The 26,737-nt window shown below is 62.4% G+C and carries 21 protein-coding genes; 8 read left to right on the top strand and 13 right to left on the bottom strand.

The window, feature by feature from the left end; genetic code table 11:
• Positions 1–216 precede the first annotated feature (216 nt).
• Together BM438_RS13560 and BM438_RS13565 are read left to right on the top strand one after the other, a co-directional pair.
• A complete protein-coding gene (locus BM438_RS13560) occupies positions 217–1,683 on the top strand; it encodes a metallophosphoesterase family protein (protein ID WP_093634754.1) in 1,467 nt (488 codons plus the stop codon).
• Positions 1,684–1,878: 195 nt separating this feature from the next.
• On the top strand, positions 1,879–4,197 hold the full coding sequence (locus BM438_RS13565) for a patatin-like phospholipase family protein (protein ID WP_234486854.1): 2,319 nt from the start codon (positions 1,879–1,881) through the stop codon (positions 4,195–4,197).
• A gap of 29 nt (positions 4,198–4,226) precedes the next feature.
• On the opposite strand, the gene BM438_RS13570 is transcribed toward BM438_RS13565, so the two are convergent.
• The 3 genes from BM438_RS13570 to BM438_RS13580 form a co-directional block, all read right to left on the bottom strand.
• Positions 4,227–5,357 carry an ATP-binding protein gene (locus tag BM438_RS13570; RefSeq protein WP_093634756.1) on the bottom strand — a complete coding sequence of 377 codons (1,131 nt, stop codon included), beginning with the start codon at positions 5,355–5,357 and terminating at the stop codon, positions 4,227–4,229.
• 323 nt (positions 5,358–5,680) lie between these two features.
• Entirely contained in the window at positions 5,681–6,466 is a 786-nt protein-coding gene (locus BM438_RS13575; RefSeq protein ID WP_167378386.1) for an alpha/beta hydrolase, read from the bottom strand.
• Positions 6,467–6,641: 175 nt separating this feature from the next.
• Complete coding sequence (locus tag BM438_RS13580; RefSeq protein ID WP_093634758.1) at positions 6,642–7,346, bottom strand: response regulator; 705 nt, start codon at positions 7,344–7,346, stop codon at positions 6,642–6,644.
• A gap of 278 nt (positions 7,347–7,624) precedes the next feature.
• Between BM438_RS13580 and BM438_RS13585 the strand changes: the two genes are divergently transcribed.
• Positions 7,625–8,629, top strand: coding sequence for a DUF535 family protein (locus BM438_RS13585; RefSeq protein WP_093634759.1), 1,005 nt, complete (start codon positions 7,625–7,627; stop codon positions 8,627–8,629).
• 248 nt (positions 8,630–8,877) lie between these two features.
• Positions 8,878–9,258, top strand: a complete 381-nt coding sequence (locus BM438_RS13590) for a DUF2917 domain-containing protein (RefSeq protein ID WP_093634760.1) — start codon at positions 8,878–8,880, stop codon at positions 9,256–9,258.
• Positions 9,259–9,371: 113 nt separating this feature from the next.
• Here BM438_RS13590 and BM438_RS13595 read toward each other — a convergent pair whose 3' ends face one another.
• The 9 genes from BM438_RS13595 to BM438_RS13635 form a co-directional block, all read right to left on the bottom strand.
• Complete coding sequence (locus tag BM438_RS13595) at positions 9,372–9,944, bottom strand: hypothetical protein (RefSeq protein WP_093634761.1); 573 nt, start codon at positions 9,942–9,944, stop codon at positions 9,372–9,374.
• Positions 9,945–10,499: 555 nt separating this feature from the next.
• Positions 10,500–11,702 (bottom strand): 3-oxoadipyl-CoA thiolase, encoded by a 1,203-nt coding sequence (gene pcaF, locus BM438_RS13600; RefSeq protein WP_093634762.1) that lies wholly within the window; start codon positions 11,700–11,702, stop codon positions 10,500–10,502.
• Between the two features lie 465 nt (positions 11,703–12,167).
• Positions 12,168–13,148, bottom strand: coding sequence for a D-erythronate dehydrogenase (gene denD, locus BM438_RS13605; RefSeq protein WP_093634763.1), 981 nt, complete (start codon positions 13,146–13,148; stop codon positions 12,168–12,170).
• A 41-nt stretch (positions 13,149–13,189) separates the two neighbouring features.
• Entirely contained in the window at positions 13,190–13,978 is a 789-nt protein-coding gene (gene otnI, locus BM438_RS13610) for a 2-oxo-tetronate isomerase (protein ID WP_093634764.1), read from the bottom strand.
• 92 nt (positions 13,979–14,070) lie between these two features.
• A complete protein-coding gene (gene otnC / locus BM438_RS13615) occupies positions 14,071–14,733 on the bottom strand; it encodes a 3-oxo-tetronate 4-phosphate decarboxylase (RefSeq protein ID WP_093634765.1) in 663 nt (220 codons plus the stop codon).
• On the bottom strand, positions 14,730–16,040 hold the full coding sequence (gene otnK / locus BM438_RS13620; RefSeq protein ID WP_093634766.1) for a 3-oxo-tetronate kinase: 1,311 nt from the start codon (positions 16,038–16,040) through the stop codon (positions 14,730–14,732). The genes otnC and otnK overlap by 4 nt, the downstream gene beginning before the upstream one ends.
• 14 nt (positions 16,041–16,054) lie before the next feature.
• Complete coding sequence (ltnD, locus tag BM438_RS13625) at positions 16,055–16,945, bottom strand: L-threonate dehydrogenase (protein WP_093634767.1); 891 nt, start codon at positions 16,943–16,945, stop codon at positions 16,055–16,057.
• Positions 16,946–17,020: 75 nt separating this feature from the next.
• Positions 17,021–17,725, bottom strand: coding sequence for a FadR/GntR family transcriptional regulator (locus BM438_RS13630; RefSeq protein ID WP_093634768.1), 705 nt, complete (start codon positions 17,723–17,725; stop codon positions 17,021–17,023).
• Between the two features lie 153 nt (positions 17,726–17,878).
• A complete protein-coding gene (locus tag BM438_RS13635; RefSeq protein WP_093634769.1) occupies positions 17,879–18,247 on the bottom strand; it encodes a cupin domain-containing protein in 369 nt (122 codons plus the stop codon).
• A gap of 228 nt (positions 18,248–18,475) precedes the next feature.
• Between BM438_RS13635 and BM438_RS13640 the strand changes: the two genes are divergently transcribed.
• From BM438_RS13640 to BM438_RS13655, 4 genes are all read left to right on the top strand, one after another.
• Positions 18,476–19,981: an efflux transporter outer membrane subunit gene (locus BM438_RS13640; RefSeq protein WP_093634770.1), complete on the top strand. Its 1,506-nt coding sequence runs from the start codon at positions 18,476–18,478 to the stop codon at positions 19,979–19,981.
• Between the two features lie 135 nt (positions 19,982–20,116).
• Complete coding sequence (locus BM438_RS13645; protein ID WP_093634915.1) at positions 20,117–21,268, top strand: efflux RND transporter periplasmic adaptor subunit; 1,152 nt, start codon at positions 20,117–20,119, stop codon at positions 21,266–21,268.
• A gap of 12 nt (positions 21,269–21,280) precedes the next feature.
• On the top strand, positions 21,281–24,334 hold the full coding sequence (locus BM438_RS13650; protein WP_093634771.1) for an efflux RND transporter permease subunit: 3,054 nt from the start codon (positions 21,281–21,283) through the stop codon (positions 24,332–24,334).
• Positions 24,335–24,548: 214 nt separating this feature from the next.
• Positions 24,549–25,373 (top strand): IclR family transcriptional regulator, encoded by an 825-nt coding sequence (locus tag BM438_RS13655; RefSeq protein WP_093634772.1) that lies wholly within the window; start codon positions 24,549–24,551, stop codon positions 25,371–25,373.
• Between the two features lie 87 nt (positions 25,374–25,460).
• Here BM438_RS13655 and BM438_RS13660 read toward each other — a convergent pair whose 3' ends face one another.
• A complete protein-coding gene (locus tag BM438_RS13660) occupies positions 25,461–26,651 on the bottom strand; it encodes a M20 aminoacylase family protein (RefSeq protein WP_093634773.1) in 1,191 nt (396 codons plus the stop codon).
• Between the last annotated feature and the right edge of the window lie 86 nt (positions 26,652–26,737).

Raw genomic sequence — 26,737 nt, forward strand, 5'->3', positions numbered from 1 at the left:
CTTTCCGGGCGATTCGGAGGCGCCGCGACATAAGCTGACATAAATTGTTTCAGGGGCAGACTCCGCCCGTCCCGCGCGTGGGACCAAGCGCTTCAGCAGGCCAGTTTCGACAGCGCCGCGACACTTTTCCGAAATACACATGTCGTAGGGTTCGATGAACACAACGGCGAAAGCCGCTTGCGCAATCCCCCGCTTACTCTTCCTCAAGAGGCGCTCATGTCGGCAAAACGCGAGTCGAAATCCCAGGCCAAGGCAAAAGAAAGCACGGCGAAAGCAGAAGGCAAACGAAAGTCGCCCAGCAAGGCTGCTGCATCCGGCAGAAAGGCTACTGCGCTCGCCAGCAGTTCGAACCAGCCCGCGGCGAGCGTCGGCGCGACGGCGCTCCGTCCGCGGATGCTGGACAAGCCCGTGTTCGCACAGCCTCAGCCGACCGCGGACCCGACGGTGTTTCGTGTGCCTCATCCATCGGACGATGCGGCCTATAAGGAAATCGACAAGCTCAATGCAGAGCACAAACTGTTTCCGTTGCCGTTTCCCGCACCACGAGGCGGCGTGGAGCCTCAGCTCACGCTGGCCGAGGTCATGGGCGGCAACGCAACCGCCATCGACAGGATCACAGCCGCCGGACAATTGGTGTTTCATGCGCTGGGAGATTGCGGCAATACGAAAGGCCCGGCGACGCAGAACGAAGTGGCCGACAAATTGACCGCCGATTTCAACGAAGCCAACGCCAGTGAGGTGCCGCAGTTCGCCTTGTTGCTCGGCGACGTCGTCTATAGCTTCGGCGAGAGCCAGTACTATTACGATCAGTTTTACGAACCGTATCGGGACTACCCGGCGCCGATCCTCGCCTGCGCCGGCAATCATGACGGAATGGTCTCGCCGGAAGCGCACGCCGCGAGTCTCACTGCGTTCCTGCGAAATTTTTGTGCGGAGACGTTCGCCGTTACGCCCGAAGCCGGTGGCTTGTCGCGCACCGCGCAAATCCAGCCCGGCGTCTTCTTCACGCTCGAGGCGCCGTTCGTGCGCGTGCTGGTGATTTACAGCAACACGCTCGAAGATCCCGGTGTGATTTCAGACCCGAAGATCGGGAGTACTCAGCTCGATTTTCTCGACGCCGCGCTCAAGCGCGTCAAGGCCGAGCAGTTCACTGGCGCCCTGCTGATCGCGGATCACCATCCGCCGTACAGCGCGGGCGGACACGGATCGAGCGTCGATATGCTGGCGCAGATCGACAAGGTGTGCGAAGCCAACGGTGTGTGGCCGCATGCATTTCTGTCCGGCCATGCACACAATTATCAACGCTTCACGCGCACGCGAAATGCGGACGGCACGCAGATTCCCTACCTCGTGTGCGGTAATGGCGGACACGGTTTAGTCAAGCTCGCTGCACAAGGTGCGCCCGCCATCCGTGCGCCGCAAATCATGCAGGCGGCTTCAGCCACTACCGATCAGGTCGTGCTGGAAAACTATGACGACACCAACTACGGCTATCTGCGCGTGGTCGTGACCGCGACGCAGTTGCGTATCGAGTATCACTCGGCGTCCGACGGCCTCAACACGAAAGCGCCGAACGACTACGTGACGATCAACCTCGCCGAGCGCAAAGTGGCTCATTTCGTCGCATCCGATTTGGGGCGTCCGATGGCTGCCCGGGCCGTGCGAGCTTTGCTGCGCCGCTAGCGGCGAAGAACGAGGGACGTGTTTCAGGGACCGCGCTCGTGGCCGCAACACGTATTCCGCCGCGATGCCGGATAAAAAGCATCACGACTACGTTTTTCCGCAAACGCGCGTTTGCACAAAATCACCTGTTTTTACCGGGGCAAAACCATGTAATCTCTCGGTTTTCTTCCGGCATCAAAACAGATGAGTCGAGCGTTGGCGAGCGAACAATTTCTAAAAACGGCGGCGCACACGCGGCGCCGGCCCATCGTTCTTCGTTTTCACTGCACCGTGGCGTTGCTGGCGTGTGGGGTCGCCGCCGTCGCACGCCCCGCTTTCGCAGCCGAATCCGCGTGCAGCGCCGAAGCCGGGCCAGCCGGCCGCCCCTCCGTCGGCCTCGTGCTGTCGGGCGGCGGCGCGCGCGGCTATGCCCACCTCGGCGTACTGAAGGTGCTCGAGGAAAACCGCATCCCGGTCGATTGCATCGCCGCCACCAGCATGGGCTCCGTGGTCGGCGGCCTGTATGCGAGCGGTATGACGGCGCAGGACATGCAAAACCGCCTCGCGGGCATCAATCTCGCGGACATCGCGTTCGACGTCACCGACCGTGCCGACCTGCCGCAGTCGCGCCGTGAAGACGAGCGGCTGTATGTGAACAGCCTTTCGCTTGGCTTCGGCACCAATGGCTTCCGCTTGCCGGTGGGGCTCGTGCAGGGCAATCGTTTGCAGGCGCTGCTGCAGGACTGGACGTCCGCCGTGCCGGGCAACGTTTCGTTCGACCGGCTGCCGATCCCCTATCGCGCGATCGCAACCGATCTGCGCACCGGCCAGAAGGTGGTGCTCGATCGCGGTTCGCTGCCGCAAGCGATTCGCGCCAGCATGGCGTTGCCCGGCCTGTTCGCTCCGGCCGATATCGACGGGCGCACGCTGGTGGACGGCGGCATCGTCAGCAATCTGCCGATCGAAACGGCGCGCGACATGGGTGCGAAAGTCGTGATCGCGGTCGATATCGGCTCGCCGCTGCGACCGCTGGATGCGCTGGCTTCGCCCGCCGACGTGATGCAGCAGATGATCGGCATTCTGATTCACCAGAACGTTGCGCGGCAACGTGAACAGCTGCAGGCCGGTGACGTCCTGATCGAACCGGCGCTCGGCTCGCTGAGCTTCACCGATTTTGCCAACGCCAGCCAGGCCATCGCCGCCGGTGCTGCTGCCACGCGCGCGGCCATGCCGCAGCTTCAGCATCTGGCGCTTTCGCCCGCCGACTACGCCGCGTGGCGCGCCCGGCACGGTGTGCCCGCGGCGCATCCGGTACGGATCACGCAGATCGAGATCGCCTCGCAGGGCTACGTACCTGAGGCACGTATTCGCGCCGCACTGCATGTCAAAACCGGCGATGTCTACGATCCGGTCGCGCTCAACAAGGACTTGCTGGCGCTCACCACCGCGGGTGACTTCGACAGCGTGAGCCAGCAACTCGTCGACGACGGCGACGCGCACACGCTCATTGTTTCCGCGCAGCAGAAGCTGTGGGGACCGAATTTCCTGCTGTTCGGGCTGGGTTTGTCGAGCAGCTCGACAGATGAAGGCGGCTTCCGGCTGCATCTCGGTTATCGCCGCCCGTGGCTCACGTCGTCAGGGCTCGAAGGGCGAGTGGACGGGACCGTTGGCAGCGATCTGATCGACCTGCATGCGGAGCTGCGGCAACCACTGTCGAGTTCTTTTGGCTATTACGTGGCGCCTTATCTCGAGTTTCAGCGCCGCTATGCCAATCTCTACGACGATTCCGGCAACGTCAAGATCACGCAATACAGCTTGCAAACCGAGCGCGCCGGGGTCGACTTCGGCGTACCGCTCGCCCGTCTCGGCGACTTCCGTATCGGCGTGGCATACGCTCATGGCTACGCGTCGCCGCAATACAACTTGCCGCTCGAGGACGCGTTCAACTCGCCGTTGCTGTTCCCCGATATCTACGGACGGCAGCTTAGCGCGCGCGCACGTCTCGTGATCGATCAGCTCGACGATCCGCTGTTTGCCCGCAAAGGTTATTTCGGCGAACTACGCGTGGAACGTTCGTTGTTCGCGGGCAGCGACAGCTTCACTGAGGTATACGGAAAAAGCCTTGTTGCAGCGAGTTATGGACGGCACAGCATCAACGCAAGCATCGAAGCGGGTAACGACTTCGGCGGCACCAATCTGACGAATCCGTTCGGCTTCACACTGGGTGGATTCCAGCATCTGTCGGCCTATGCTGCCGACCAACTGTCCGGCAACTCGATGGTGTACGGCCAGATCACCTATATGAATCAGCTCGCCACGTTCAATGCGTCGCCGATTCGCGGTCTGTTTGCGGGGCTGAGCCTTGAAGCCGGCAACGTCTGGAACCGCGATTCGCAGTTCGGCAGCGGGCCGCTGAAGCGCAGCGTGACGGTCTTCACCGCGATGACCAGTTCATTCGGACCGATCTATCTGGGCGTAGCGTTCGCACCGGGCGGCCGTCATAACTTTTACTTCCAGTTGGGGCATACCTATTGACGCTGCGCGGGTACGGTGTGTTTTGTGTTTCACGCCACCGTGCCCAGCGGCCAGCTCATTTCGAAGCGTGCTCCGCCTAGCGTCAACGGATCGGTCACGGCGATCCGGCCATGGTGGGCGCGCAGCACCTGTTGCGTAATCGCGAGACCCAACCCGTAGCCGCCAGTCTGACGATCGAGCCGCACGAAGGCATTGAAAATGCGTTCGCGTTGGTCGGGCGGCACGCCTGCGCCATCGTCTTCCACGTAGATTTCCACGTTGCCATGCTTGACGCTCAATCCGACCATGATCCGCGAATGGGCGTATTTGCTGGCGTTGCGTAGCAAGTTTCGCATTGCGTAGGACATGAGACGCTTGTCCATCACCACGCGTAGCGATGCGTCGACGTCTGCTTGCGGGACGAGTTGCTTGTCCGCGTACAGCAGCGTGGCGTCGGTGATCTGGCTGTCGAACCATGCCGTTAGCAAGGTGGATTCGAGGTTCGATTGCAGGGAGCTGTATTCGAGGCGCGCGTAGGTCAGGCTCATGTCGATGAGCTCGTCGAGCTCGGTGACGTCCTGGTCGATGCTCGCTAATGCGCTGTTGTACTCAGCCGCGGATGCGGGTTCGCGGAGGTTTTCTAGCGCGAAGCGCACGCGGGCCAAAGGTGTGCGCAATTCATGGGAGATGCCGTTGGTGAGTTCGCGCTGCGCGGCGATCAGGCGTTCCATGCGTTCGGCCAGGGCGTTTAACGTGCGGGCCAGTGGTCCGATTATGACGCTGTGCGATTCGCGGGCGCGGGTGTTGAAGCGGCCGCCTGTGAAGTCGATTGCGCGTTCGCGGACCATTACCAGGTCTAGCCAGACTGGGCGCATCCAGCGGTAGGCGGTTACTGCTGGTAGCAGTAGGGTTGCCAATGTGATTGGGATTGATGCTTTTGGTGTTGTTAGTGTTTGCCAGATTGATGGTGAGGTTTTTAGTGTCAGGGCTAAGGTTGCTATTGATGCTGCTAGCACCAGTACTGTCAGTGTCAGTAGGCGTGTGTAGACGCGCAGGTATAGCCTCGACCAGCTCGGGATTCTGTCTGCTCGGGTGTCCGTCCATGAGCGGCGGAAACGGTGCCAGCGCCATTTTCCATAGCGGTAGGGGGTTAGTTTTTTTTGCTCCGCTGGGGGTGGCATTTTTTTTCTCTTCGCGTTCTTTAATGCGTTAGTGGTCTATTAGCGTTGCCCCTGTGCGGGGCGGCACTTACTTTCTTTGCCGCCGCAAAGAAAGATAAGCAAAGAAAGCGGCTAGAAGCCCCTGCTAAGTGGGTCCCGCAGCCCACACAGGGTAGTGGTGCATCTGGAATCTGGGTTCGTGCCCGTGCATAAGCTTGTGACAAGGGCGTCATACTTCCGGCGGCGCTGCGCGCGCCGAAGCGTTCTTCTTAAAACCAATCGGCAGTTTAGCTTGGTTTCTTCGGTGCGACGTCGGTGGTTTGCTTTGCCCTTCCGCTCGCCGCTTACGCCCTCTGTACGAACGCCAAGGTTTGCTCCGCTACCCTGTCTCGTTCGTTGTCCAGTGTGATCATGTGGTAGCTGTCGGTCAAGCGTACCAAGGTCACGGCGCGGCTTCCCAGGTGTTCGCACACGAATTCCGCGGAACGGATGCTCGTCACCTCGTCTTCTTCCGAATGCATGACCAGGGTCTCGCATGTCACGCGGCTCAGGGCTCGCTTCACCGCGAAGCGCATCCAGTCAACCTGCTCGATCGCCGCCAACGGCACATACGGATAGTGGACACCACTCCCCTTCTGCAGATGACGGCGGATCAGGTTGCGTATGCGCGCGTTCTTGATGCCGAACGGCTCGCCCTCCGGGACGCGAATCAATCGGCGCAGGCCCGGCACGCAATACATCAGGTACCGCAAGGGACGCAGGCGTGAACCGCCCCAGCCGTCGAGGAATAGCGGCGGCGAAAGCAGAATCAGACGCCCTGTCGTCATGCGCTCGCGCGCGCTCAACATCAATGCAAGCAAGGCCCCCATCGAAATGCCCGCCACGTCGACTCGCTCGTAACGTTTAGCCAGTTCGCGGTAGGTGCGGCTCAGCAACTGCATGTAGTCGCTCAACGTCACGCGGCTCAATGCGTCAGGGTTCGAACCGTGGCCCGGCAGCGACGGCAAATGCACGTCGCAACCGATCTGCTCGAACTTGCGGTCGAGCGCGCCGAAATCATGGCGTGTGCCGCCCAAGCCGTGAATCATCAACACGGCATGGCGGGAAAGTGGGGAAACGCGAGCGGACATCGATAAGCCTGTCATTACACAAGGCTGCGATGCTAATCATCCCCGTCTCGCGTGACTGTCGATTTGATGCCGCGTTTGTGGAGTTTTGTCGGCCGATATTTCGACGTATTACTCAATTGAAACTTGGTGCGGACTCCGTCGAGCTGCAACTCAACTGCAACCGTCGCAAGCCTCGTCAATCCCACGCCGATTTGCTGAACTGGTAGCCCTTGCCGCGTATCGTCTTAATGCGCTGCGGGGTGCCGGCGTCGTCATGCAGCTTGCGGCGCAGCTTGGAAATGCCGCCGTCGATCGTGCGGTCGAGGCCGTCGAATTCGATGCCGCGCAGTTGCCGCATCAGCTCGTCACGGCTCACCACCTCGCCCGCGCAACTCACCAAGGCCCACAGCAAATCGAATTCGGCCGATGTCAGATCGGGCAGGCTGCCGTCCGGCAGCTTGACCGTGCGGCTGGCCCGGCTGATCTCGAACTTGCCAAAGGTATAGCTCTCCGGGCGGCCGGACTCCGGCGTGCGTGCGCTCACGCGGCGCAGCTGCGCCTTGATGCGCGCCAGCAGCACACGTGGCTCGACAGGCTTGTGCACGTAGTCGTCCGCACCGAATTCAAGGCCCAGCACTTCGTCGAATTGCTCGTCGCGTGCGGTCACCATGATGATCACGCCGTCGAATTGCTCGCGCGCCTCGCGGCAAATCTGGAACCCATCCTTGCCGGGAAGGTTCACGTCGAGAATCACCAGGTCCGGGCGGCGTTTGAGAATCGCCGGCACGGCGTCGTTACCGTGCAGCACGGTCTCGACTTCGTATTCGTGTTTGCGCAGATAACCGGCGACCAGCGCGGACAAGCGGTCATCGTCTTCGACAAGCAGGATCCGGAATGGCATGGGACGAATCGTTCAGGGCTAACTCATTTAATAGCGGCGGGCAACAGTATGGAGCGCTGCACGGCCAGCAAGCGACGGCGCCGCTCAGCACGCGCATCCGCACGGCGCGGACCCGGCCGGCAACGAACCGGACGAGGCGGCTCGACGCACAGCATAGCGGATGCGCCGCACATCATGCGACATGCGCGACAAAACTCGACAAACACTCAAGCAATTCGACACGGCAGCGCGATCCCTGCCACTAGCATCGCCTCGTTGAAATAGCCAAGGGATCTGCCATGACGACCGTTTCCAACCAGGGGGCTCGCGCCCGCTCGCCGTGGTTCGCGAGAGCCACTGCGTCCTTTGCGGTCATTCAGCAAGCCGCTCATGCACTCTATCCCGGCACCAGCGTGTTTCATCGCTGGCGCCGCCTGCGCTTATGGCTGCGCTCGCTGATGTCGTGGCGTTCGACGCAAGTATGGCTCAAAGGCTGCGCCATTTCACCCTTGCAAGATCTGGTGCGACGTCATCCCACCGCGCTCGAACGCATGCATCGGCCGTTCCTCCATACCCGCTTCAGTCCGCGCGAACGCCTCACGGCGAGCCTCGATCATCACGCGCTGACCCAGCAGCGCGTGCCGCAACTCGCCGCGCGCATCGCCGCAGCCGGCTCGGCGCCGATCGCATCGTTCGAGGTAGGCGCCGAACGCTGGCACGTGTCGCTCGAGTCGATCGAACAGTTTCAGAAGGAAGGTGACTGGACCTTGTGCATCCGCGATGCGCGGGACCGGCGCATTGTCTCCTGCACCTTCAGCCTCGCCTATCTCGGCGGCAAAGTGCGGCGGCCACGTCTTTGCATCGGCTCGGTCCAGGGTCCGGACACTTCGGTCAACGGCCGCGAGCTGTTTCGCGCGCTCACCAAGCGTTGGTATGGATTGCGACCGAAAGTGCTGGTGATTTACCTCGCGCAATGTGTCGCCGCGGCGCTCGATGCAGGCGGCACCTTCATCGTCTCGAAGCAGGCGCACATCTACGCAAACTGGCGCTATTGCCTGAGAAAGCGTCGCGTGGCCGCGGACTACGATCGGCTGTCGATCGAGTGCGGGGCGCTCGCGCGCTGGAATGGCTGGTTCGTTCTCGCACCGCCGGCACGTTATCTGGCTGAACGTCAGGGCGACAATACCGGCAGCGCCATCCGTCGCAAGCGCTACGCATTACGAAGCGCACTCGCCGCGCAAATCCGCGTCAGCGTCTCAGCAAGCAAAGCGAGCCGGCTCTGCCTGCCTCGCGTTGTCGCTTGAATCCATTGCGATTTTTTTATTGACAAGACGTGCGGCAAAACGGCACACTCATTCGCATGTTGACGCACACCTCCATCGCAGTCGCGATTAAAAACCGAACAATGCATGCCATCATCGGCAGGCGTTTGGGAGCATGTGCGCGTTAGCAGTCTGAATCTGCAAACAGGACCCAAAGGCCCCGCCGGTAACGGAAGGGGCCTTTTGTTTTGTAGGTGCCTCCGCCCGCCGGCTCGATGACGGAGAGCAAGATGGATCAGGCAAGCCCGCAGTGCATGGACGACGACTCAAGTCTGTCTGGATATCAACCGGACGAGCGTCTGCCGAAGGTAGTCGTACATTTTTCCGTAGTGCGAGGCGCGACGCTGACGTGGCGTGTCGATGCCGACAGCACGCTCAGTGTTCAAGGCGCGCGCCTATGGCTCACGCGCGTCAGCTCGCCTTACGATCATTGGCTCGAACCCGGCAACGAGTTCCGGCTGCAACGCGGCGAACGCGTGTGGCTCAGCACGGATAGCGAACGCACCGCGCGCGTGTCGTTGAGTTGCGCGCTGCCCGCCCAACGCGGTTTCATCAGGCGATGGCTGGGGCGGCTCGCATGGTTGGGCCTCGGGCCACCGGCGGCTCGATAGCACGCCCCTCGCGATTCGAACTTCGTACTTTCGTGCCGTAGAAAAGCAAACACCCCTGCAATGAGGGGTGTTTGCTGACGTGGCATTGACTGCGCCACCTGATGTGGTGCCACCTATTGCGGCGTCACCTGCACGGCCGCTGCCGAAACGAATACCGCGTGAATCGTATCGCCGACCTTGACGCCCTTCAGGTCGACGTCCGGTCCGACTTGGAGCGTTTGTGTCTGATACGCGCCGCGCAGCGTAACGAGGCGCTTCTTGTGATCGATCTTCTGCACGGTGGCGAGCACTTCGACCTGACGCGCTGATGCAAATCCACCCGAGGCCGGGGCATACACCTGGGTATCGACGCGCGCACGAATGCCCTTGTCCGGACCGGTGACCTTGTCTGCCTTCACCAGCAACGCATTCTTGTAGAGCACGTCCACCCGATCACCGATCTTCAGTTGATCGAAGCCCGCGACTTCCTGGCTCACCAGCACGACCACCACATTGCCGCCCGGCCCTTTGAGCGTGAGCGTGCGGGTGCCCGGATCGATACCGACGATCTGCGCCTTCACGTGCACCGGTTGCACTGCGCTGACGATTCCCTGCGCGGCACTGGCCATCGCATCTTGCGCCCATGCCGGTTGTGCCGCGGCGAAAGCCGCTACCATCAACGCTGCTCCAATCGTCGCTGCCTTCATTTACTCTCTCCTCGAGAAATTGTTCGATCTGGCGTGACGGCGATCTGAAACCGCAGGATGCCGATTAACGCCACGAATGCATACAGTTTCGGGGTGACAATTACTAAAAGGGTACGGCGCAACGATTGTACATGCCTTACAAGAAGCTACGGCCGTTTATATTGCTGATTTTAAAATCAGCGTGCGGCATGCTGCAAAATGCCACAACGTGCCGTCGTAGCGGCACCTAGCGAGTTGACAGCATTGCTTTAACCTGCCAGATCATCTATATATGGCGACAATACTCGCCATGCATAAAGCATTAAATACATACAGCATGATGACCCAATGGTTTCATTATTCTTTTATCGACGACATTCGCTGCAACGCAATAGGAAATTGCATTAACACCGATTAAACATCAATTCAATAGCCTGTGAATTCACGCGCCGCGCAAAATAAAACAGCCCCGTCGCCTGAGCGAAGGGGCTGTTCGTTATGCGGCTACGGGACTGCTATACGCGAAGCGTCGACACGCAAGATGCTGCGGCACTTCCCCGCGCAAACGCCAAACCGTTACACACGTTCGATCGCGATCGCGATGCCTTGACCGACACCGATACACATCGTGCACAGCGCAAAACGGCCTTGCGTGCGGTGCAGTTGATACATCGCGGTGGTCACCAGACGCGCGCCGCTCATGCCGAGCGGGTGGCCGAGCGCGATCGCGCCGCCGTTCGGATTCACACGGGCGTCGTCGTCGGCCACGCCGAGTGCGCGCAGCACCGCGAGGCCTTGCGACGCGAACGCTTCGTTCAGTTCGATCACGTCGAATTGATCGATGGTCATGTTCAGACGCGCCAGCAACTTCTGCGTGGCCGGCGCCGGGCCGATGCCCATCACGCGCGGCGCGACGCCTGCCGTTGCGATACCGAGCACGCGTGCACGCGGCGTGAGGCCGAAGCGCCTGGCGGTCTCTTCATTCGCGAGCAGCAAAGCCGCCGCGCCGTCGTTCACGCCCGACGCGTTGCCTGCCGTGACCGTGCCGTCCGGACGCACCACGCCCTTGAGCTTGGCGAGCGTTTCGAGGCTGGTTTCGCGCGGGTGTTCGTCTTGCAACACCGTGATCGGATCACCCTTCTTCTGCGCGATGGTCACGCCGACGATTTCCTGCGCGAGCGTGCCGTCGCGTTGTGCGCGTGCTGCTTTTTGCTGACTGCGCAGCGCAAACGCGTCCTGATCGGCACGGCTGATCTTGTAATCAGTCGCGACGTTTTCGCCGGTCTCGGGCATCGAATCGACGCCGTACATCTGCTTCATCAGCGGATTCACGAAACGCCAGCCGATCGTCGTGTCGAAGATATCGGCCTGGCGCGAAAACGCGCTGGTGGCCTTGCCCATCACGAACGGCGCACGGCTCATGCTTTCGACGCCGCCGGCCAGCATCAACGCAGCCTCGCCCGACTTGATCGCGCGTGCGGCAATGCCGACGGCGTCCATGCCCGAGCCGCACAGGCGGTTCACCGTGGAGCCCGGCACGCCTTGCGGCAAACCGGCCAGCAACAACGACATGCGCGCGACGTTGCGGTTGTCTTCACCGGCCTGGTTCGCGCAGCCGTAGATCACGTCGTCAATCGCGTTCCAGTCGACGTCCATGTTGCGCTCCATCAGCGCTTTGAGCGGCACCGCGCCCAGATCGTCGGCGCGAACCGACGACAGCGAACCCGCATAGCGGCCAATGGGGGTGCGAATCGCGTCGCACAGGAATGCTTCGGTCATGTGATGTCTCCAGTTGATGTGCTGCATGCGCTGCGCCGCTAGCGGATATCGGTTCGTGACGCCGGCCGCTTGCGCGTGACGCGCGCTGGATACCGTGCGGTATCGACCCGGCTGACGCAACGGGAACGGTCACATGGCAGCCGTCGCGACTGATCAGCTTAGCGCAGGATGATGAACGACGGGCTCAGGATCTCAGCCCATTTGTTCTATATACGAACACAAGGTCATATATCGAACAACTTAGGCTCGATAATAGGCGTGCGCCCGAAACCATGTCAAGCAAAGCCGGCCTCGGACCAGGGAATATCTGCAGGCCGGTGGCGTTTAGCCGTGACCCGTCAAAAGGTCTGAAGATTGACGCGCTCATGCCGGCAAGCGTGTTCTTACGCCTGCCGGCATGAGGCTTTGGACGGTTCTGCTGTCCGGGATGCCATGATTGAAATGGCAGCTTCAACACGCGCGTTATCAGCGGATCTGAATACCCTCGTCGGCGATATAGCCGCGAATCACATCGGCAAAGCTGTGGTCGCCGGTCAAGCCGAGCCGTTCGGCACGTGAGGGATCCCACTGCCCCGGCCAGCTGCCGACGATCTTCTCCACCCGCGCATCCGGCTGCCACACGATCCGCTTCGCGGCCTCTTCTCCCGCTACTTCGCGCAGCGCCGCCACCATCTCGTCGACGCTCACCGAAATCCCCGGCAGATTCAGCACACGCTGGTTGCCGAGCGCAGCTGCATCGATTTCGAGTCCGGCGATCAGGCTTTCTATGGCCTTGCGCGGCGACAGCAGCCACAAACGCGTCGTGCCCGCTACCGGGCACACCGCCGCTTCGCCGTTCAGCGGCTCGCGAATGATGCCGCTCGCGAACGACGAGGCCGCCGCATTCGGCTTGCCCGGGCGCACGCTAATCGTGGGCAGGCGCAATACCCGCCCGTCGACGAAACCCCGCCGCGTGTAGTCGTTGAGCAACAACTCTGCGATCGCCTTCTGCGCACCGTACGACGATTGCGGATTCAGCGCGGTGTCGTCCTGCACGACTGCGGGCAGATCGCCGCCGTACACGGCCACAGAACTCGTAAACACCACACGCGGCGCATGCCGACGCTGCCGGCACGTTTCCAGCAGCAGACGGGACGCGTCCAGATTGATGCGCATGCCGAGATCGAAATCCGCCTCGGCCTGCCCACTCACGATCGCGGCAAGATGGAAGATGGCCGACGTCCTGTCGTCGATCACGCGCTCGAGCACGCTGCGCTCGGCGATATCGCCCACTTCCGTGCGTACACGCGCATCGCCGAAATCGCTTCCGTGCACCACGTCAAGCAGCACCAGTTCGGTGATCGCTTGCGGCTTGCCGTGCTCATCCTTCAGTGAACCGCGCGCCAACAATTCGCGCGCGAGACGCTGGCCGAGAAAACCCGCACCGCCGGTAATCAGTACTTTCATGATGTGCTTTGTCCTTGCATGATCGGCTGCTCTGTCGCTTGCTAGCGCGCGGCATTCAGATACGGCTTAAGCCAATCGAGCCCAGCCGACGTGCCGGCCCGCGGGCGGTACTCGCAACCGATGTAGCCGTCGTAGCCTAGCGTGTCGATCAGATCGAACAGGTAGGGATAATTCAGTTCGCCGATATTGGGTTCATGACGTTCCGGCACGCCGGCGACCTGAATGTGGCCGATACCTGCCATATCGCGTTTGAGCTTGACCGCGAGGTCGCCCTCGACGATCTGGCAGTGATAACAATCGAACTGCACCTTGAGATTCGGTGCACCCACTTCCGCGCAAATCGCCTGCGCATCATCCTGGCGGTTCAGAAAGAAGCCCGGTATATCGCGCGTATTGATCGGCTCGATCACGACAGTAATGCCGTCCCCTTGCGCGGCCTTCGCGGCATAAGCGAGATTCTTCAGATACACCTCGCGATGCTTCGCCCGCGGTTGATCTGCGCCGATCAAACCGGCCATCACATGCAGTTTGCGATTGCCGAGCACGCGCGTGTAATCGAGCGCGGCCTCGATGCTGCGGCGAAATTCGTCTTCGCGCCCGGGCAGCGAAGCAATGCCGCGTTCGCCCGCGGCCCAGTCGCCGGGCGGCGCATTGAAGAGCGCCTGAGTCAGGCCGTTCGCTTCGAGCCGCGCCTTGATTTCCCCGGCACGGAAATCGTAGGGGAACAGAAACTCAATAGCCTTGAAGCCGTCTTTAGCCGCGGCGGCGAAACGGTCGAGGAAGGCGTGCTCGTTGTACATCATGGTCAAATTCGCAGCAAAGCGAGGCATGGCAGCAACTCCTTTAAAACGGTTTCGTTCAGCGCGCGGAAGCAGCCATGAATGCGTGCTCCGCACACAAAATCTCACGATGGCGCATGCGTCTACCAGCGCGCGCCGAATACGGTTTTCAGTTCTTCGAGCGCGGCTTCGTCGAGCGGCAAGGGTCGTGGGTTCGTCATCAGCCACAGGCGGGCGGTCTCTTCGAGCTCCTCAAGCACATACGACGCCTGCGCCACCGAACGCTCCCACACCACCGGGCCGAGGCGCTCGAGCAACACCGCACGAACGGTGCCGGCGAGTGCGGCGATCTGCTCGGCCACTTGCAGGTCGCCGGGGCGCTTGTAACGAATCAGGGGGACGTGACCCACTTTCATCACGTAGTACGGCGTGATCGGCGGCAGAACATCGTCGTCGTGCCATACGCCGGCGAGCGTCAACGCAACCAGATGCGTCGAATGCGTGTGGACGATGCCGCGTGCCTCGCCATTGCGTGCGTAAATGCCCCGATGCAGCGCCAGCGTTTTCGACGGCTTGCCGCCGGACACCGCATTGCCGGCGAAATCGACCTTGGCGATATCGGCGGGATCGAGCCGGCCGAGACAGGCATCGGTCGGCGTGATCAGCCAGCCGTCGTCAAGGCGCGCGCTGATGTTGCCCGCGCTGCCCACCGTATAGCCGCGTTGATAGAGACTCGCACCGGTCACGCAGATTTCTTCGCGCACGCGTGCTTCGCTCGTCGTGTGGAGTGCGGGTGTGCCGGTCATTGCACACCTCCATCGAGGTGACGCAGCGCCTTGTCGAAAAAGTCGGTCGTGCCGAAGTTGCCGGATTTCAATGCGAGCGCGAGCGGGTCGGCGTCCGTCGTTGCAGTGGCGGGCACGCCGGGATCGATCTGCGCGCCGATCCGCAACGTGCGCACGTCGAGCGCCTGCACTACGGCGCCCGAGGTTTCACCGCCCGCCACCACGAACTTGCGCACGCCGCGTTCGTGCAAACCGCGTGCGATCGACGCCAGCGTGGATTCAACCAGGTGTCCCGCTTCGTTGACGCCGAGCTCGCGTTGCACCGCTTTGACTTCGTCGGGCGTGGCGGTCGCGTAGATCAATACGGGCTCGGCTTTGTCCAGGTACGGCTGCGCAAAGGCCAGCGCCTGCTCGATCACCGGTTCGCCGCGTGCCGCCGCCAGCGGATCGATGCGGAACGCGGGCCGTGTTTCGCGCCAGACCGCCACTTGCGCGTTAGTCGCTTTCGAAGCACTGCCGGCCAGCACCGCCGACAATCCTTCGACACGCGGCAATTGCGCGGCATCATTGCCTTCCGCAAGCAAACCAGCGCGACGGAAATTGGCGGGCAAACCTAGCGCCACGCCGGAGCCACCGGTGATCAACGTGAGGTCGGCACATGCCTCGCCGAGCACATAAAGATCCGCGTCTGATACTGCGTCGGCAATCGCTATTCGCACGCCATCGCCGCGTAGTGCATCGAGGGAATCGCGTACGGACGACACGCCTTTTGCCACCGTGTCATAACGCACGAGGCCGACTTTCGATCCAGTCTGTCGCTGCAGCACACGCACGAGGTTCGCATCGCGCATCGGCGTCAGCGGATGGTTTTCCATACCCGATTCGTTCAGCAAGGTGTCGCCGACGAACAGATAGCCGCGATAGATCGTGCGGCCGTTCTCGGGAAATGCCGGGCAGGCAATCGTGAAAGCCGTTGCGCCAACCTCTGCGGACAACGCGTCGAGCAAGGCATCCGTGACCGGACCGATGTTGCCGGCGTCGGTCGAATCGAACGTCGAACAATATTTGAAAAAGAACTGGCGGCATCCTTGCGCGCGCAACCAGTCGAGCGCGGCGAGCGATTGCGCGACCGCGTCGGCGGCGGGAATCGTGCGCGATTTCAGCGCGACGACCAGCGCGTCGGCTTGGACGGCATCGTTCGACGCGGGCACGCCGATGGTCTGCACCGTGCGCATGCCGCCGCGCACCAGCATGTTGGCGAGATCGGTGGCGCCGGTGAAATCGTCGGCGATACAGCCGAGCAGCGCGCGTCTGGACGGAGTGGTCATGGCAGGCTCCGCGCTTACTTCGCCGCCGGCAAGTCAATGCCGGGGAAGATCTTGATCACAGCCGAATCGTCCTCGCCACCATGCCCTGCAGTCGACGCCATCATAAACATCTGATGCGCCGCCGCCGATAGGGGCAGCGGGAATTTCGAGCGGCGCGCGGTATCGAGCACGAGACCAAGATCCTTCACGAAGATATCGACCGCCGAGAGCGGCGTGTAATCGCCGCTCAGAATATGCGGCACGCGGTTCTCGAACATCCACGAATTGCCAGCGCTGTGCGTGATCACCTCGTACAGCGCATCAGGATCGACGCCTTCGCGCAAGCCGAGCGCCATCGCCTCGGCGGCCACGGCGATATGCACGCCGGCCAGCAACTGATTGATGATCTTCACCTTCGACCCCGCGCCGTGCGCCGAGCCCAGCCGATAAACCTTGCCCGCCATCGCGGCCAGCACGTCCTCGCATGCGGTATAAGCGGTGTCCGGGCCAGACGTCATCATCGTCATTTCGCCGGACGCGGCGCGCGCCGCGCCACCGGAGACCGGCGCGTCGAGCATGTGCAAACCGGCCGCTTCGATGCGCTTGCCGAGTTCGATCGCGAAGTCCGGTGCGACGGTTGCGCTTGCAATCACCACGCTGCCGGGTTTCATCGCGGCGACCGCACCTTGCGCGCCGAATAGCACCGCGTCGGTTTGGGCAGCATTCACGACCAGCGTGACGACTACCTCGCATTGCGCGCCGAGCTCGGCAGGCGACGCACAGCCGACGCCGCCTGCCGCCACGAACGCTTGCAGGATCTCGCTGCGCAGATCGCACGCGTGGACCTGAAAGCCCGCGCGCAGCAACGAGCGCGCGACGCCCATGCCCATCGCCCCGAGACCGATAACGCCGACATTTCTGGACATGCCTGACCTCTACTTTGGTTAGCCGCGAGCGCAGCGATAAAACCCCACCCGGCACCCGCGCCGGCTTAGTTCAGCTCAGCAAATGCCCGCGTCGGCGAGCCGCCGGGCCGCATTGTTCATATGCGTACTCGCCGCATTGCGCGCCGCCATCGAATCGCCAACCCGGATCGCCGCGACGATGGCCGCATGCTCTTCGCGCACCTGGCGTGAGAAGTCATCGCGCAGCGCTTCGTTGCGACGGGTGACCAGGGTGCCGGCCTCGAGGTATTGATTCAAGAAGGTGAGTGTTTTGAGGAAATACGGATTGCCGGTGGCCGCGGCGATTGCGCGATGGAAAGCGACATCTTCGGCGACGCCGTTCTCGCCTTCGGCCACCGCTTCGTCGATCTTCGCGAGGGCGGCGTCGATCGACATCATGTCCGCGTCGCTGCGGCGCATGGCGGCTTCCGAGGCGACTTCCGCCTCGATCGCCCGCCGCAGCGCGAGGATCTGCAGCACCGAGCCGGTTTCGACCGCTTCCGCATAGTCGATGCGCAGCGGCCGGATCGCGCCGTGCGCGGCGATAAACACGCCGCTGCCCTGGCGCGGCTCGACCACGCCCTCGTTTTTCAACCGCGAAATCGCCTCGCGGATCACCGTGCGGCTTACGCCGAACTGCTGCGCCAGCACCGCCTCGGTCGGCAGCTTGCCGACGCGCGCGAAGGTGCCTTTGTCGATCTGCTTAAGCAACTGCTGCGCGACGGTATCGCTCAGCGCGCGGGCAGGAATCTTGTCGAACATGGGGGCCCCGAAGAATCAGGTTGTCGGGTCATCATACAAATTTGAGGCTCGGGCGGCATCGATGCAAACCCTGAGTTTTCTGGGCACGGTCGCGCGACGCCTATGGCGCGCACGTCGTAACGGCCGATCGGACATCAGTCGGCGGTGGTGTTCCTATTCCTTCACTGGCGGCTGCACAGAATCAAATACCTGCCCATGGTCATAGATAAACAGAAACACGCACCCCGTTTCGCTCCTGAAGCCGTGATCGATGGTTCCCGCGCTGGCAATGCCGACCCATCCTGCCGACAGGACCTCGCCGTTCTGAACGGCCTCACCCTCGAGCATGTAAATGAATTCGGGCCCAGTATGGAAATGGTCCGGAAAGGTCACGCCCGGAGCGAACTTCACTAACTGAATGGCACGGCCGTCTGCGGTTCCGAGGTTTTTGACTTCAACACCAGGCGCGACGGCCGATCGCTGCCACGGAACCGCTTCGCTGTCGCGGCGGCTAAAGGAGGGAAATGCGGCGATCTCTTTCATCTGGATGTCCCGGCGACGTTAATCCCCAAGCCCGAATGCCCGTCAAGCGCTCTGACTACGTGATCTCGTGCGCGAGCGCAGCGATCGGCCATGCTAGGCTACGCGTAGAAATGTCCCGCGTGGTATAAATTGCGGCGTCGGGAAAAGAAACATCGAAAGTTCAAGTTGCCTGAATATCCGCGCCCGCTCTGTCGTTTAGGTTAAACGCAGGCGATATAAGGTGGATCGATGATCGACGTTATCCAGCATATTGTCCGGCAGCGGCGCCTGTGCGTCGCCCTATGCGGCTGCGCCGCAGTCGCCGGCTGCATGGTCGGTCCCGATTACCGTACTCCCCCCGCGCCCGCTACCGACACCTACACCGCCTCGCCACTGCCCGACCAGACGGCCTCTTCTCCGGGAGCCGCCGGCTTGCCGCAGCGCTTTGTGCCGGGACAGGACATTCCCGCCGCCTGGTGGGCGCTCTTTCATTGCGAACCGCTCGACGCGCTGATTCGTCAGGCCCTCGTCAACAGTCCAAACATCACCGCGGCGCAAGCCGCATTGCGGCAGGCACGCGAAAACTTCTCAGCGCAGGCCGGCGGCACCCTTCTGCCTAGCGTCGACGCGCAGCTTGGCGCCACGCGCGAGAAACTGAACGGCATCGCATTCGGCCAACCCGGCGTGGTCGATGAGTTCAATCTGTACAACGCATCGGTGAACGTGTCGTACAAACTCGACGTGTTCGGCGGCTCGCGGCGTGAGCTCGAAGCGCTGCACGCACAAATCGATTACCAGCGTTTCCAGTTGCAAGCCGCCTATCTTGCGATGTCCGCCAACATCGTGACCGCGGCCGTCAAGGAAGCGTCGCTGCGCGCGCAGATCGAGGCAACCGAGCGGATCGCCGCGGAGGAAGACGAGCAGCTCGGCGTACTCGGCAAGCAGTTCGAACTGGGCGGCGTGGGCCGCACGGCGGTGCTCGCGCAGCAAACCCTCCTTGCGCAGACCCGCGCCACGCTGCCGCCGCTGCAACAACAGCTCGACCAGACGCGTCACCAGCTCGCCGTGCTGGCCGGCAAATTGCCCAGCGACGCCACCTTGCCCGAATTCAGGCTCGAGATGTTTTCGTTGCCCGAAGCGCTGCCTGTAAGCCTGCCGTCTGCACTGGTGCAGCAGCGGCCCGACATCCTCGCTGCCGACGCCGTACTGCATCAGGCCAGCGCGCAAATCGGCGTGGCGACCGCGGCGATGTATCCGCAGATCACGCTGTCCGCAAGCTACGGCGCCGAGGCCCTGACGCCGGCCCAGGTGTTCAAGGCCGGCAGCACGATCTGGAGCCTGGGCGCCGGTCTGCTGCAACCGGTCTTCCACGGCGGACAACTGAGCGCGCAGAAGCGCGCGGCCGAGGCGGCATACGAACAGGCCGATGCGCAATATCGTGAAACGGTGCTACTGGCGTTCCAGAACGTCGCGGACTCGCTGCGCGCGCTCGATCACGACGCGACCGGCCTGAAAGCGCAGACGGACGCCTGGCGCTCCGCCAGCGATTCGCTCGAACTGACGCGCGGGCAGTATCGCGTCGGCGGCGTGAGCTACCTGGCGCTCCTCGATGCCCAACGCCAGTACCAGCAAACGGTGGTGAGCCTCGCGCAGGCCCAGGCCTCCCGCTACGCCGACACCGCGGCCCTCTTCCAGGCGCTCGGTGGCGGCTGGTGGAACGCTGCAGCGCCGACCGCCGCCGCAACAACGCAATGACGCAATGACGCAGCGACCGACGCATTGACATAACCAGACAGAACGCTCGCCGTAGCGCTCTTTGCAACACGCGCTGTCAGACACGAAGGCATGCAAAGTCCGGCGCTTCGCCCAATGCCGTGCAAGGACATCACGATGACCGAAAGAAAACCGATGACGAAGCGGATGGTGATCATGCTGATCTGTGTCGGCCTGCTGCTGGCCGCACTCGTCGGCTTCAACCAGTTCCGCTCGTATATGTTCGCCAAGTTCATGGCGGGCAACGCGGCGCCACCCGCCACCGTTTCGGCGGTCGTCGCCGGTTATCAGACGTGGCAGCCGCAGCTAGCGGCGGTCGGCAGCCTGCGCGCCGTGCGCGGCGTCGACGTTACGACCGAAGTTGCGGGCCTCGTGCGCGAGGTGGCGTTCAGTTCCGGGCAGGAAGCGAAGGCCGGGCAAGTCCTCGTCAGACTCAATGCCGACAGCGACGTGGCGCTGCTCCAGTCGCTCCAGGCTGCAGCAGAACTCGCACAGACGGTCTACACGCGCGACAAGGCGCAGTACGACATCAAGGCCATCGCCAAGGCGCAGCTCGACGCGGACGCCGCCGACCTGAAGGGCAAGAAGGCGCAAGTCGCGCAACAGGCCGCGCTCGTCGACAAGAAGACCATCCGCGCACCGTTTGCGGGGCGCCTCGGCATCACCACGATCAATCCGGGCCAATACATCAATCCGGGCGATGCGATCGTCACGCTGCAGGCGATCGATCCGATCTACGCCGATTTCTACCTGCCGCAACAGCAGCTCGGCCAGCTCGCGATCGGCCAGACCATCGTGGTCGACACCAACGCGTTTAGCGGCCAAACGTTCGTGGGCAAGATCCAGTCGCTCAGCCCGAAAGTCGACAGCACCACGCGCAACGTGCAGATCGAAGCGAGCGTGGACAATCACGAGCGCAAGCTGCTGCCGGGCATGTATGCGAACGTGAAAATCGACGCGGGCGCCGGACAGCGCTACCTGACGCTGCCGCAAACCGCGATCACCTACAACCCCTATGGCGCGACCGTGTTCGTCGTCAAGCCGGGCACACAAGCCAATGCGCAAGGCAAGAAGCTGCCCGTCGCGCAGCAGGTGTTCGTCACGCCAGGGCCGACGCGCGGCGATCAGGTTGCGATCCTCAAAGGCGTCGAGGCCGGCACGCAGGTCGTGACGAGCGGGCAGCTCAAACTCAAGAACGGCACGCCGCTCGTCATCAACAACAGCGTGCAGCCCTCGGACAGTCCGAACCCGACGCCGCAGGAACAATAGAGAGACCGCGCGATGACATTCACCGATCTCTTTATCCGGCGGCCCGTGCTTGCATCGGTCGTCAGCCTGCTGATTCTCGTGCTCGGACTGCGCTCGCTGGCGACCCTGAAAGTCAGCCAGTATCCGCAAACCGAAAACGCCGTTGTGACGATCAGCACGGCTTACTACGGGGCGAACGCCGACACCATCGCCGGTTTCATCACGCAGCCGCTCGAGGCGGCAATCGCTCAGGCGCAAGGCATCGACTACATGTCGTCGACGAGCAGCACCGGCGTGTCGACCATTACCGCCACACTGCGCCTGAACTATGACGCGAACCGCGCGCTGACCGAGATCAACACGCAGATCGGCTCGGTGCGCAACCAGTTGCCGCCGCAGGCGCAGCAGCCGGTGCTGACGGTACAGACCGGGCAGACCACTGACGCGATGTACATGGGTTTCTACAGCGACGTGCTGCCGAGCAACAACGTCACGGATTATCTGCTGCGCGTCATCAAGCCCAAGCTCGATTCGATTGAAGGCGTGCAGACGGCGGAAATTCTCGGCGGACGGCAGTTCGCGTTACGCGCGTGGCTCGATTCGACGCGGCTCGCCGCGCACGGCGTGACGGCGAGCGACGTCTTCACGGCGCTCGGCAACAACAATTACCTCGCGACGCTCGGCACGACTAAGGGACAAATGGTCAGCGTCGACCTGAACGCGGGCACGGACCTGCATACCGTCGACGACTTCAAGCAACTCGTCATCAAGCAGAAGAACGGCGCGATCGTGCGCCTCGAAGACGTCGCGAACGTCGTGCTCGGCGCCGACAGCTACGACTTCAACGTCGCGTTCAGCGGCAAGCGTTCGGTGTTCATCGGCATCAAGGTGGCGCCGGACGCCAATATCCTCGATGTCGCCAAACGCGTGAAGGCCGTATTTCCCGGGCTGCAGAAGCAGTTTCCGACCGGCATGACCGGCGAGATCGTTTATGACGCGACCGACTTCGTCAACACGGCCATCGTCGAGGTGATCAAGACGCTGGTCGAGGCGCTGCTGATCGTCACCGCGGTGATTTTCCTGTTCCTCGGCAGCTTCCGCGCGGTCATCGTGCCGCTGATCGCGATGCCTCTGTCGCTCATCGGCACGTTCTTCGTGATGCAGTTGCTCGGCTATTCGATCAATCTGCTGACACTGCTCGCGCTCGTGCTCGCGATCGGGCTCGTCGTGGACGACGCGATCATCGTCGTCGAAAACGTCGATCGCCATATGAAGGAGGAAGGCAAGGCGCCTTTCGATGCCGCGCTGATCGCCGCGCGCGAACTCGGCGGACCAATTCTCGCGATGACTGTCGTGCTGATCGCCGTGTATGTGCCGATCGGTTTTCAGGGCGGGCTGACGGGCGCCCTCTTCACCGAATTCGCCTTCTCGCTCGCCGGCGCGGTGACGGTCTCCGGGGTGATCGCGCTGACGTTGTCGCCGATGATGTGCTCGCGCTTCTTCCGTGCGGACCAGGAGTCCGGGCGCTTCGCGCGTTTCGTCGACCGCCAGTTCGAACGTGTCCATCGTGGCTATGGCCGCCTGTTGCACTCGACGCTCGACACGTGGCCCGTGTTCACCATCATGGGCGCGCTGCTGCTCTGCGGCACGGTCTACCTGTTCATGACCTCGAAGGCGGAGCTTGCGCCGCAGGAGGATCAGGGGATCGTCCTGTCGCAGATCCAGGGGCCGCCGAACGCGACCATCCAGCAGATGCAGATGTACGCGGACCAGGTGTTCGATATCTCCAAGGCGCTGCCTGAATACGCGCAGATGTTCCAGCTCACGGGCGCGCCGACACTCAACCAGGGGATCGGTGGTGTGCTGTTCAAGACATGGGACCAGCGCAGCAAGGGCGCGACCGCCTTGCAGCAGGAACTGCAGCAGAAATGGAATCAGATTTCAGGTGCGCGCGTCGCGGCGTTCCAGTTTCCTCCGCTGCCGGGCTCGCAGGGCTTGCCGGTGCAGTTCGTCATCAGTACGACCGAGCCGTTCGAGAACCTCAACGAAGTTTCGCAGGCAGTCCTGCAAAAAGCCCGCGAGAGCGGGATGTTTTTCTTCGTCGACAGCGATCTCAAGCTCGACAAGCCGGAAGCCACGCTCGTGGTAGACCGCGACAAGGTCGCCTCCCTCGGGCTCTCGCAGAGCGACGTCGGGCAAGCGCTCGGGTCGGCGCTCGGGGGCGGCTATGTCAACTACTTCTCGATCGCCGGGCGCTCGTACAAGGTGATTCCGCAGGTCCTGCAGACCGATCGTCTGAATCCTTCTCAGGTGCTCGACTACTACCTGCGCACGCCGGACGGCAGCGTCATGCCGGCTTCGACGATTGCGCACCTCGAACACAACGTGGTGCCGGAATCGATCAACCACTTCCAGCAACTCAACTCGGCGACGATCTCGGGCGTGATCGTGCCGGGCGTGTCGCAGGGCGAGGTGCTCGATTTTCTGCGCAAGGCGACCACCCAGGTCGCACCGGCAGGCTATGCGGCAGATTATTCGGGCCAGTCGCGGCAGTTCGTACAGGAATCGGGCGGCTTCGTCATCACGCTGCTGCTCGCCACGATCATCGTGTTCCTTGCGCTTGCGGCGCAGTTCGAAAGTTTCCGTGACCCGATCGTGATTCTGGTTTCGGTGCCGATGGCGCTGTTCGGTGCGCTCATCTTCATCAACATCGGCTTGACGACGCTGAACATCTACACGCAGGTCGGGCTCGTCACGCTGATGGGGCTCGTCAGTAAACACGGCATCCTGATCGTCCAGTTCGCCAACGAGCTGCAACACGCCGGCAAGTCGAAGCGCGAAGCCCTGGAGGAAGCGGCGGCCGTGCGGCTGCGCCCGATTCTGATGACCACCGCGGCGATGGTGCTCGGCGTCGTGCCGCTCGTGTTTGCCTCGGGCGCAGGCGCTGCGGGCCGTAACGCGATGGGGCTCGTGATCTTCACGGGGCTATCGATCGGCACCCTTTTTACTTTGTTCGTCGTGCCTGCAATGTATATGTTCCTCGCTGCCGATCATCATCGGGACGCTGCCGCGCAGGAGGCAGGCTAACGTTTAGTCCGCCTCCCGAGTCAACGAATTATTTATAATCAACGACTTAGCCACTAGGTGCAAAGCAGATTTCACTCGTATCGACCTAGGCGCAAAAGCGGGCAATGTTGGCGAAACAAAAGGCTTACGCTATCGTCACGCCTTTGCACCGCATCGCGCCGGCTGAAACGCGCGAACGCTACGCGCCCTTCTTCGAACGCATCTTTCAAGGTCCATGAGCAAAGCCCTGCCACCGCCTTCTGCCGTTCCTGCCAGCGCCGAACCGGCCGCGGACAAACCGGGCGACTCGTATGTGCAGTCGTTCGCGCGAGGCCTCTCGGTGATTCGCGCGTTCAATGCCGCCCGCCCCGAACAGACGCTCACTGACGTCGCCGCGGCCACCGGCCTGACACGCGCCGGCGCACGCCGCATTCTGCTGACCCTGCAGACGCTCGGCTACGTGGAGGCCGACGGCCGCCTGTTCCGCCTCACGCCGAAGATTCTCGATCTGGGCTTCGCGTATCTGACTTCGATGCCGTTCTGGAATCTCGCCGAACCGGTGATGGAAAATCTGTCGTCGCAGGTTCACGAGAGTTGCTCGGCGGCCGTGCTCGACCGAACCGAGATCGTCTACGTGCTGCGCGTGCCGACGCACAAGATTATGACCATCAACCTGTCGATCGGCAGCCGCTTGCCGGCGTATTGCACGTCGATGGGCCGCGTGCTGCTGTCCGCGCTCGACGACGAAGCGCTCGAAGCGACCCTGAGTTCGACGCCGCTCTATGCGCATACGCCGCGCACGGTGACCGACAAGGAGGAGCTGAAAAAGCTGATCGCGCAGGTGCGCCGCCAGGGGTGGGCGATCGTCGACCAGGAACTGGAGGGCGGGCTGATTTCGCTGTCCGCGCCGATTCGCAATCGCCAGGGGCGCGTGATCGCGGCGATGAACATCAGCGGCAATGCTCAGCGCAATTCGGCCAAGCAGATGGTGAAGGCGTTTCTGGAGCCGCTGCAGCAGGCCGCCCAGACGGTCTCGGAGATGGTTGCGCGGCGTGGTTGATTGCGCGCCGGTGGCTTCGATCAGGGCGCGCGCTTCTCGCACGCGCGCCCATTGCGCCTAGGGCCCCTCGCTAGCAGTCCGGGCCCCTCACTGCCCCAGATACCGCTCCACCAGCCGCGTCCAGAACGCGGCTCCTACCGGCAGATTGCGGTCGTTGAAATCGTAATGAGGGTTGTGCACCATGCAGCCGTCTTCGCCCGCCCCATTGCCGAGGCGCAGGAACGTGCCGGGCCGTTTCTGCAGCATGAAGGCGAAATCTTCGCTACCCATCAATATGTCGGTCTGCTCGACCACTTTGTCGTTGCCAACCAACTCACGCGCCACCTGCACCGCGAAGTCCGTTTCGGCATCCGAATTGATCACCACCGGATAGCCTTCGATATATTCCACCACCGCTTTGCCGCCATAGCTCGCGGCCTGGCTTTCGGCGAGTTCGGTAATGCGTTTCTTCAGCAGCGTGCGCACTTCGGGGCTGAACGAGCGCACGCTCAATTCCAGCTTCGCGCTGCTTGAAATCACATTGTTCGCGGTGCCCGCATGCATCGAGCCGACCGTCACCACCGCCGGCTGCGACGGGTCGACGTTACGCGCCACGATCGTCTGCAACGCCATCACGATACTCGCCGCCACCACCACCGGATCGACCGTCAGATGCGGACGCGCCGCATGGCCACCGACGCCTTCGATCGTGATGATCGCCTTGTCGCCCGCCGACATGAACGGCCCCTTGCGGAACAGCATCACGCCCGGTTCGGCGCCCGGATGGTTGTGCAAACCGAACACGGCGTCGCACGGAAAGCGCTCGAACAGGCCGTCGTTGATCATCTTCATCGCGCCGCTGTCGATGCCGCTTTCTTCGGCCGGCTGGAAGTACAGATGCACGGTGCCCGAGAAATTGCGCGTGGCGGCAAGATGTTGCGCTGCGCCAAGCAGCATCGTCGTGTGGCCGTCGTGACCGCAGGCGTGCATCTTGCCGTGCGTGCCGCTCGCATACGGCAGACCGGTTTGTTCGATGATCGGCAGCGCATCCATGTCAGCGCGAATACCGATGCTGCGCGTGCTGTTGCCCACCTTCAGCGTGCCCACCACGCCGGTTTTACCGACCCCGCGCGTGACCTGCCAGCCCCATTGTTCGAGCTTCTCCGCCACCAGCGCGCCGGTTTGCACTTCCTCGTAGGCCAATTCTGGATGATGGTGGATGTGATGGCGGATCTCGCGCAGGCTTTCGGTTGCAGGCGCCAGGTCGGACACTTCGGTAAAACGCGCGGCTTCGCTCATCTATCGCTCCATGGAATTCACGCCGCATGACGCGGCAAACAGACGAGCACTATAGCCACGCCATCTTTTTCGAACAAGATACTGTT

The sequence above is a fragment of the Paraburkholderia aspalathi genome (assembly GCF_900116445.1).
Lineage (GTDB): Bacteria > Pseudomonadota > Gammaproteobacteria > Burkholderiales > Burkholderiaceae > Paraburkholderia > Paraburkholderia aspalathi.

Coding starts and splice junctions, on each gene's coding strand:
- BM438_RS13630 (WP_093634768.1), bottom strand. CDS start 17,725: ATGTTCGACAAGATTCCTGCCCGCGCGCTGAGCGATACCGTCGCGCAG.
- pcaF (WP_093634762.1), bottom strand. CDS start 11,702: ATGACCGAAGCATTCCTGTGCGACGCGATTCGCACCCCCATTGGCCGC.
- BM438_RS13590 (WP_093634760.1), top strand. CDS start 8,878: ATGGATCAGGCAAGCCCGCAGTGCATGGACGACGACTCAAGTCTGTCT.
- BM438_RS13585 (WP_093634759.1), top strand. CDS start 7,625: ATGACGACCGTTTCCAACCAGGGGGCTCGCGCCCGCTCGCCGTGGTTC.
- otnC (WP_093634765.1), bottom strand. CDS start 14,733: ATGACCGGCACACCCGCACTCCACACGACGAGCGAAGCACGCGTGCGC.
- BM438_RS13655 (WP_093634772.1), top strand. CDS start 24,549: ATGAGCAAAGCCCTGCCACCGCCTTCTGCCGTTCCTGCCAGCGCCGAA.
- ltnD (WP_093634767.1), bottom strand. CDS start 16,945: ATGTCCAGAAATGTCGGCGTTATCGGTCTCGGGGCGATGGGCATGGGC.
- BM438_RS13575 (WP_167378386.1), bottom strand. CDS start 6,466: ATGTCCGCTCGCGTTTCCCCACTTTCCCGCCATGCCGTGTTGATGATT.
- otnI (WP_093634764.1), bottom strand. CDS start 13,978: ATGCCTCGCTTTGCTGCGAATTTGACCATGATGTACAACGAGCACGCC.
- BM438_RS13640 (WP_093634770.1), top strand. CDS start 18,476: ATGATCGACGTTATCCAGCATATTGTCCGGCAGCGGCGCCTGTGCGTC.
- otnK (WP_093634766.1), bottom strand. CDS start 16,040: ATGACCACTCCGTCCAGACGCGCGCTGCTCGGCTGTATCGCCGACGAT.
- denD (WP_093634763.1), bottom strand. CDS start 13,148: ATGAAAGTACTGATTACCGGCGGTGCGGGTTTTCTCGGCCAGCGTCTC.
- BM438_RS13560 (WP_093634754.1), top strand. CDS start 217: ATGTCGGCAAAACGCGAGTCGAAATCCCAGGCCAAGGCAAAAGAAAGC.
- BM438_RS13660 (WP_093634773.1), bottom strand. CDS start 26,651: ATGAGCGAAGCCGCGCGTTTTACCGAAGTGTCCGACCTGGCGCCTGCA.
- BM438_RS13580 (WP_093634758.1), bottom strand. CDS start 7,346: ATGCCATTCCGGATCCTGCTTGTCGAAGACGATGACCGCTTGTCCGCG.
- BM438_RS13650 (WP_093634771.1), top strand. CDS start 21,281: ATGACATTCACCGATCTCTTTATCCGGCGGCCCGTGCTTGCATCGGTC.
- BM438_RS13635 (WP_093634769.1), bottom strand. CDS start 18,247: ATGAAAGAGATCGCCGCATTTCCCTCCTTTAGCCGCCGCGACAGCGAA.
- BM438_RS13570 (WP_093634756.1), bottom strand. CDS start 5,357: ATGCCACCCCCAGCGGAGCAAAAAAAACTAACCCCCTACCGCTATGGA.
- BM438_RS13595 (WP_093634761.1), bottom strand. CDS start 9,944: ATGAAGGCAGCGACGATTGGAGCAGCGTTGATGGTAGCGGCTTTCGCC.
- BM438_RS13645 (WP_093634915.1), top strand. CDS start 20,117: ATGACCGAAAGAAAACCGATGACGAAGCGGATGGTGATCATGCTGATC.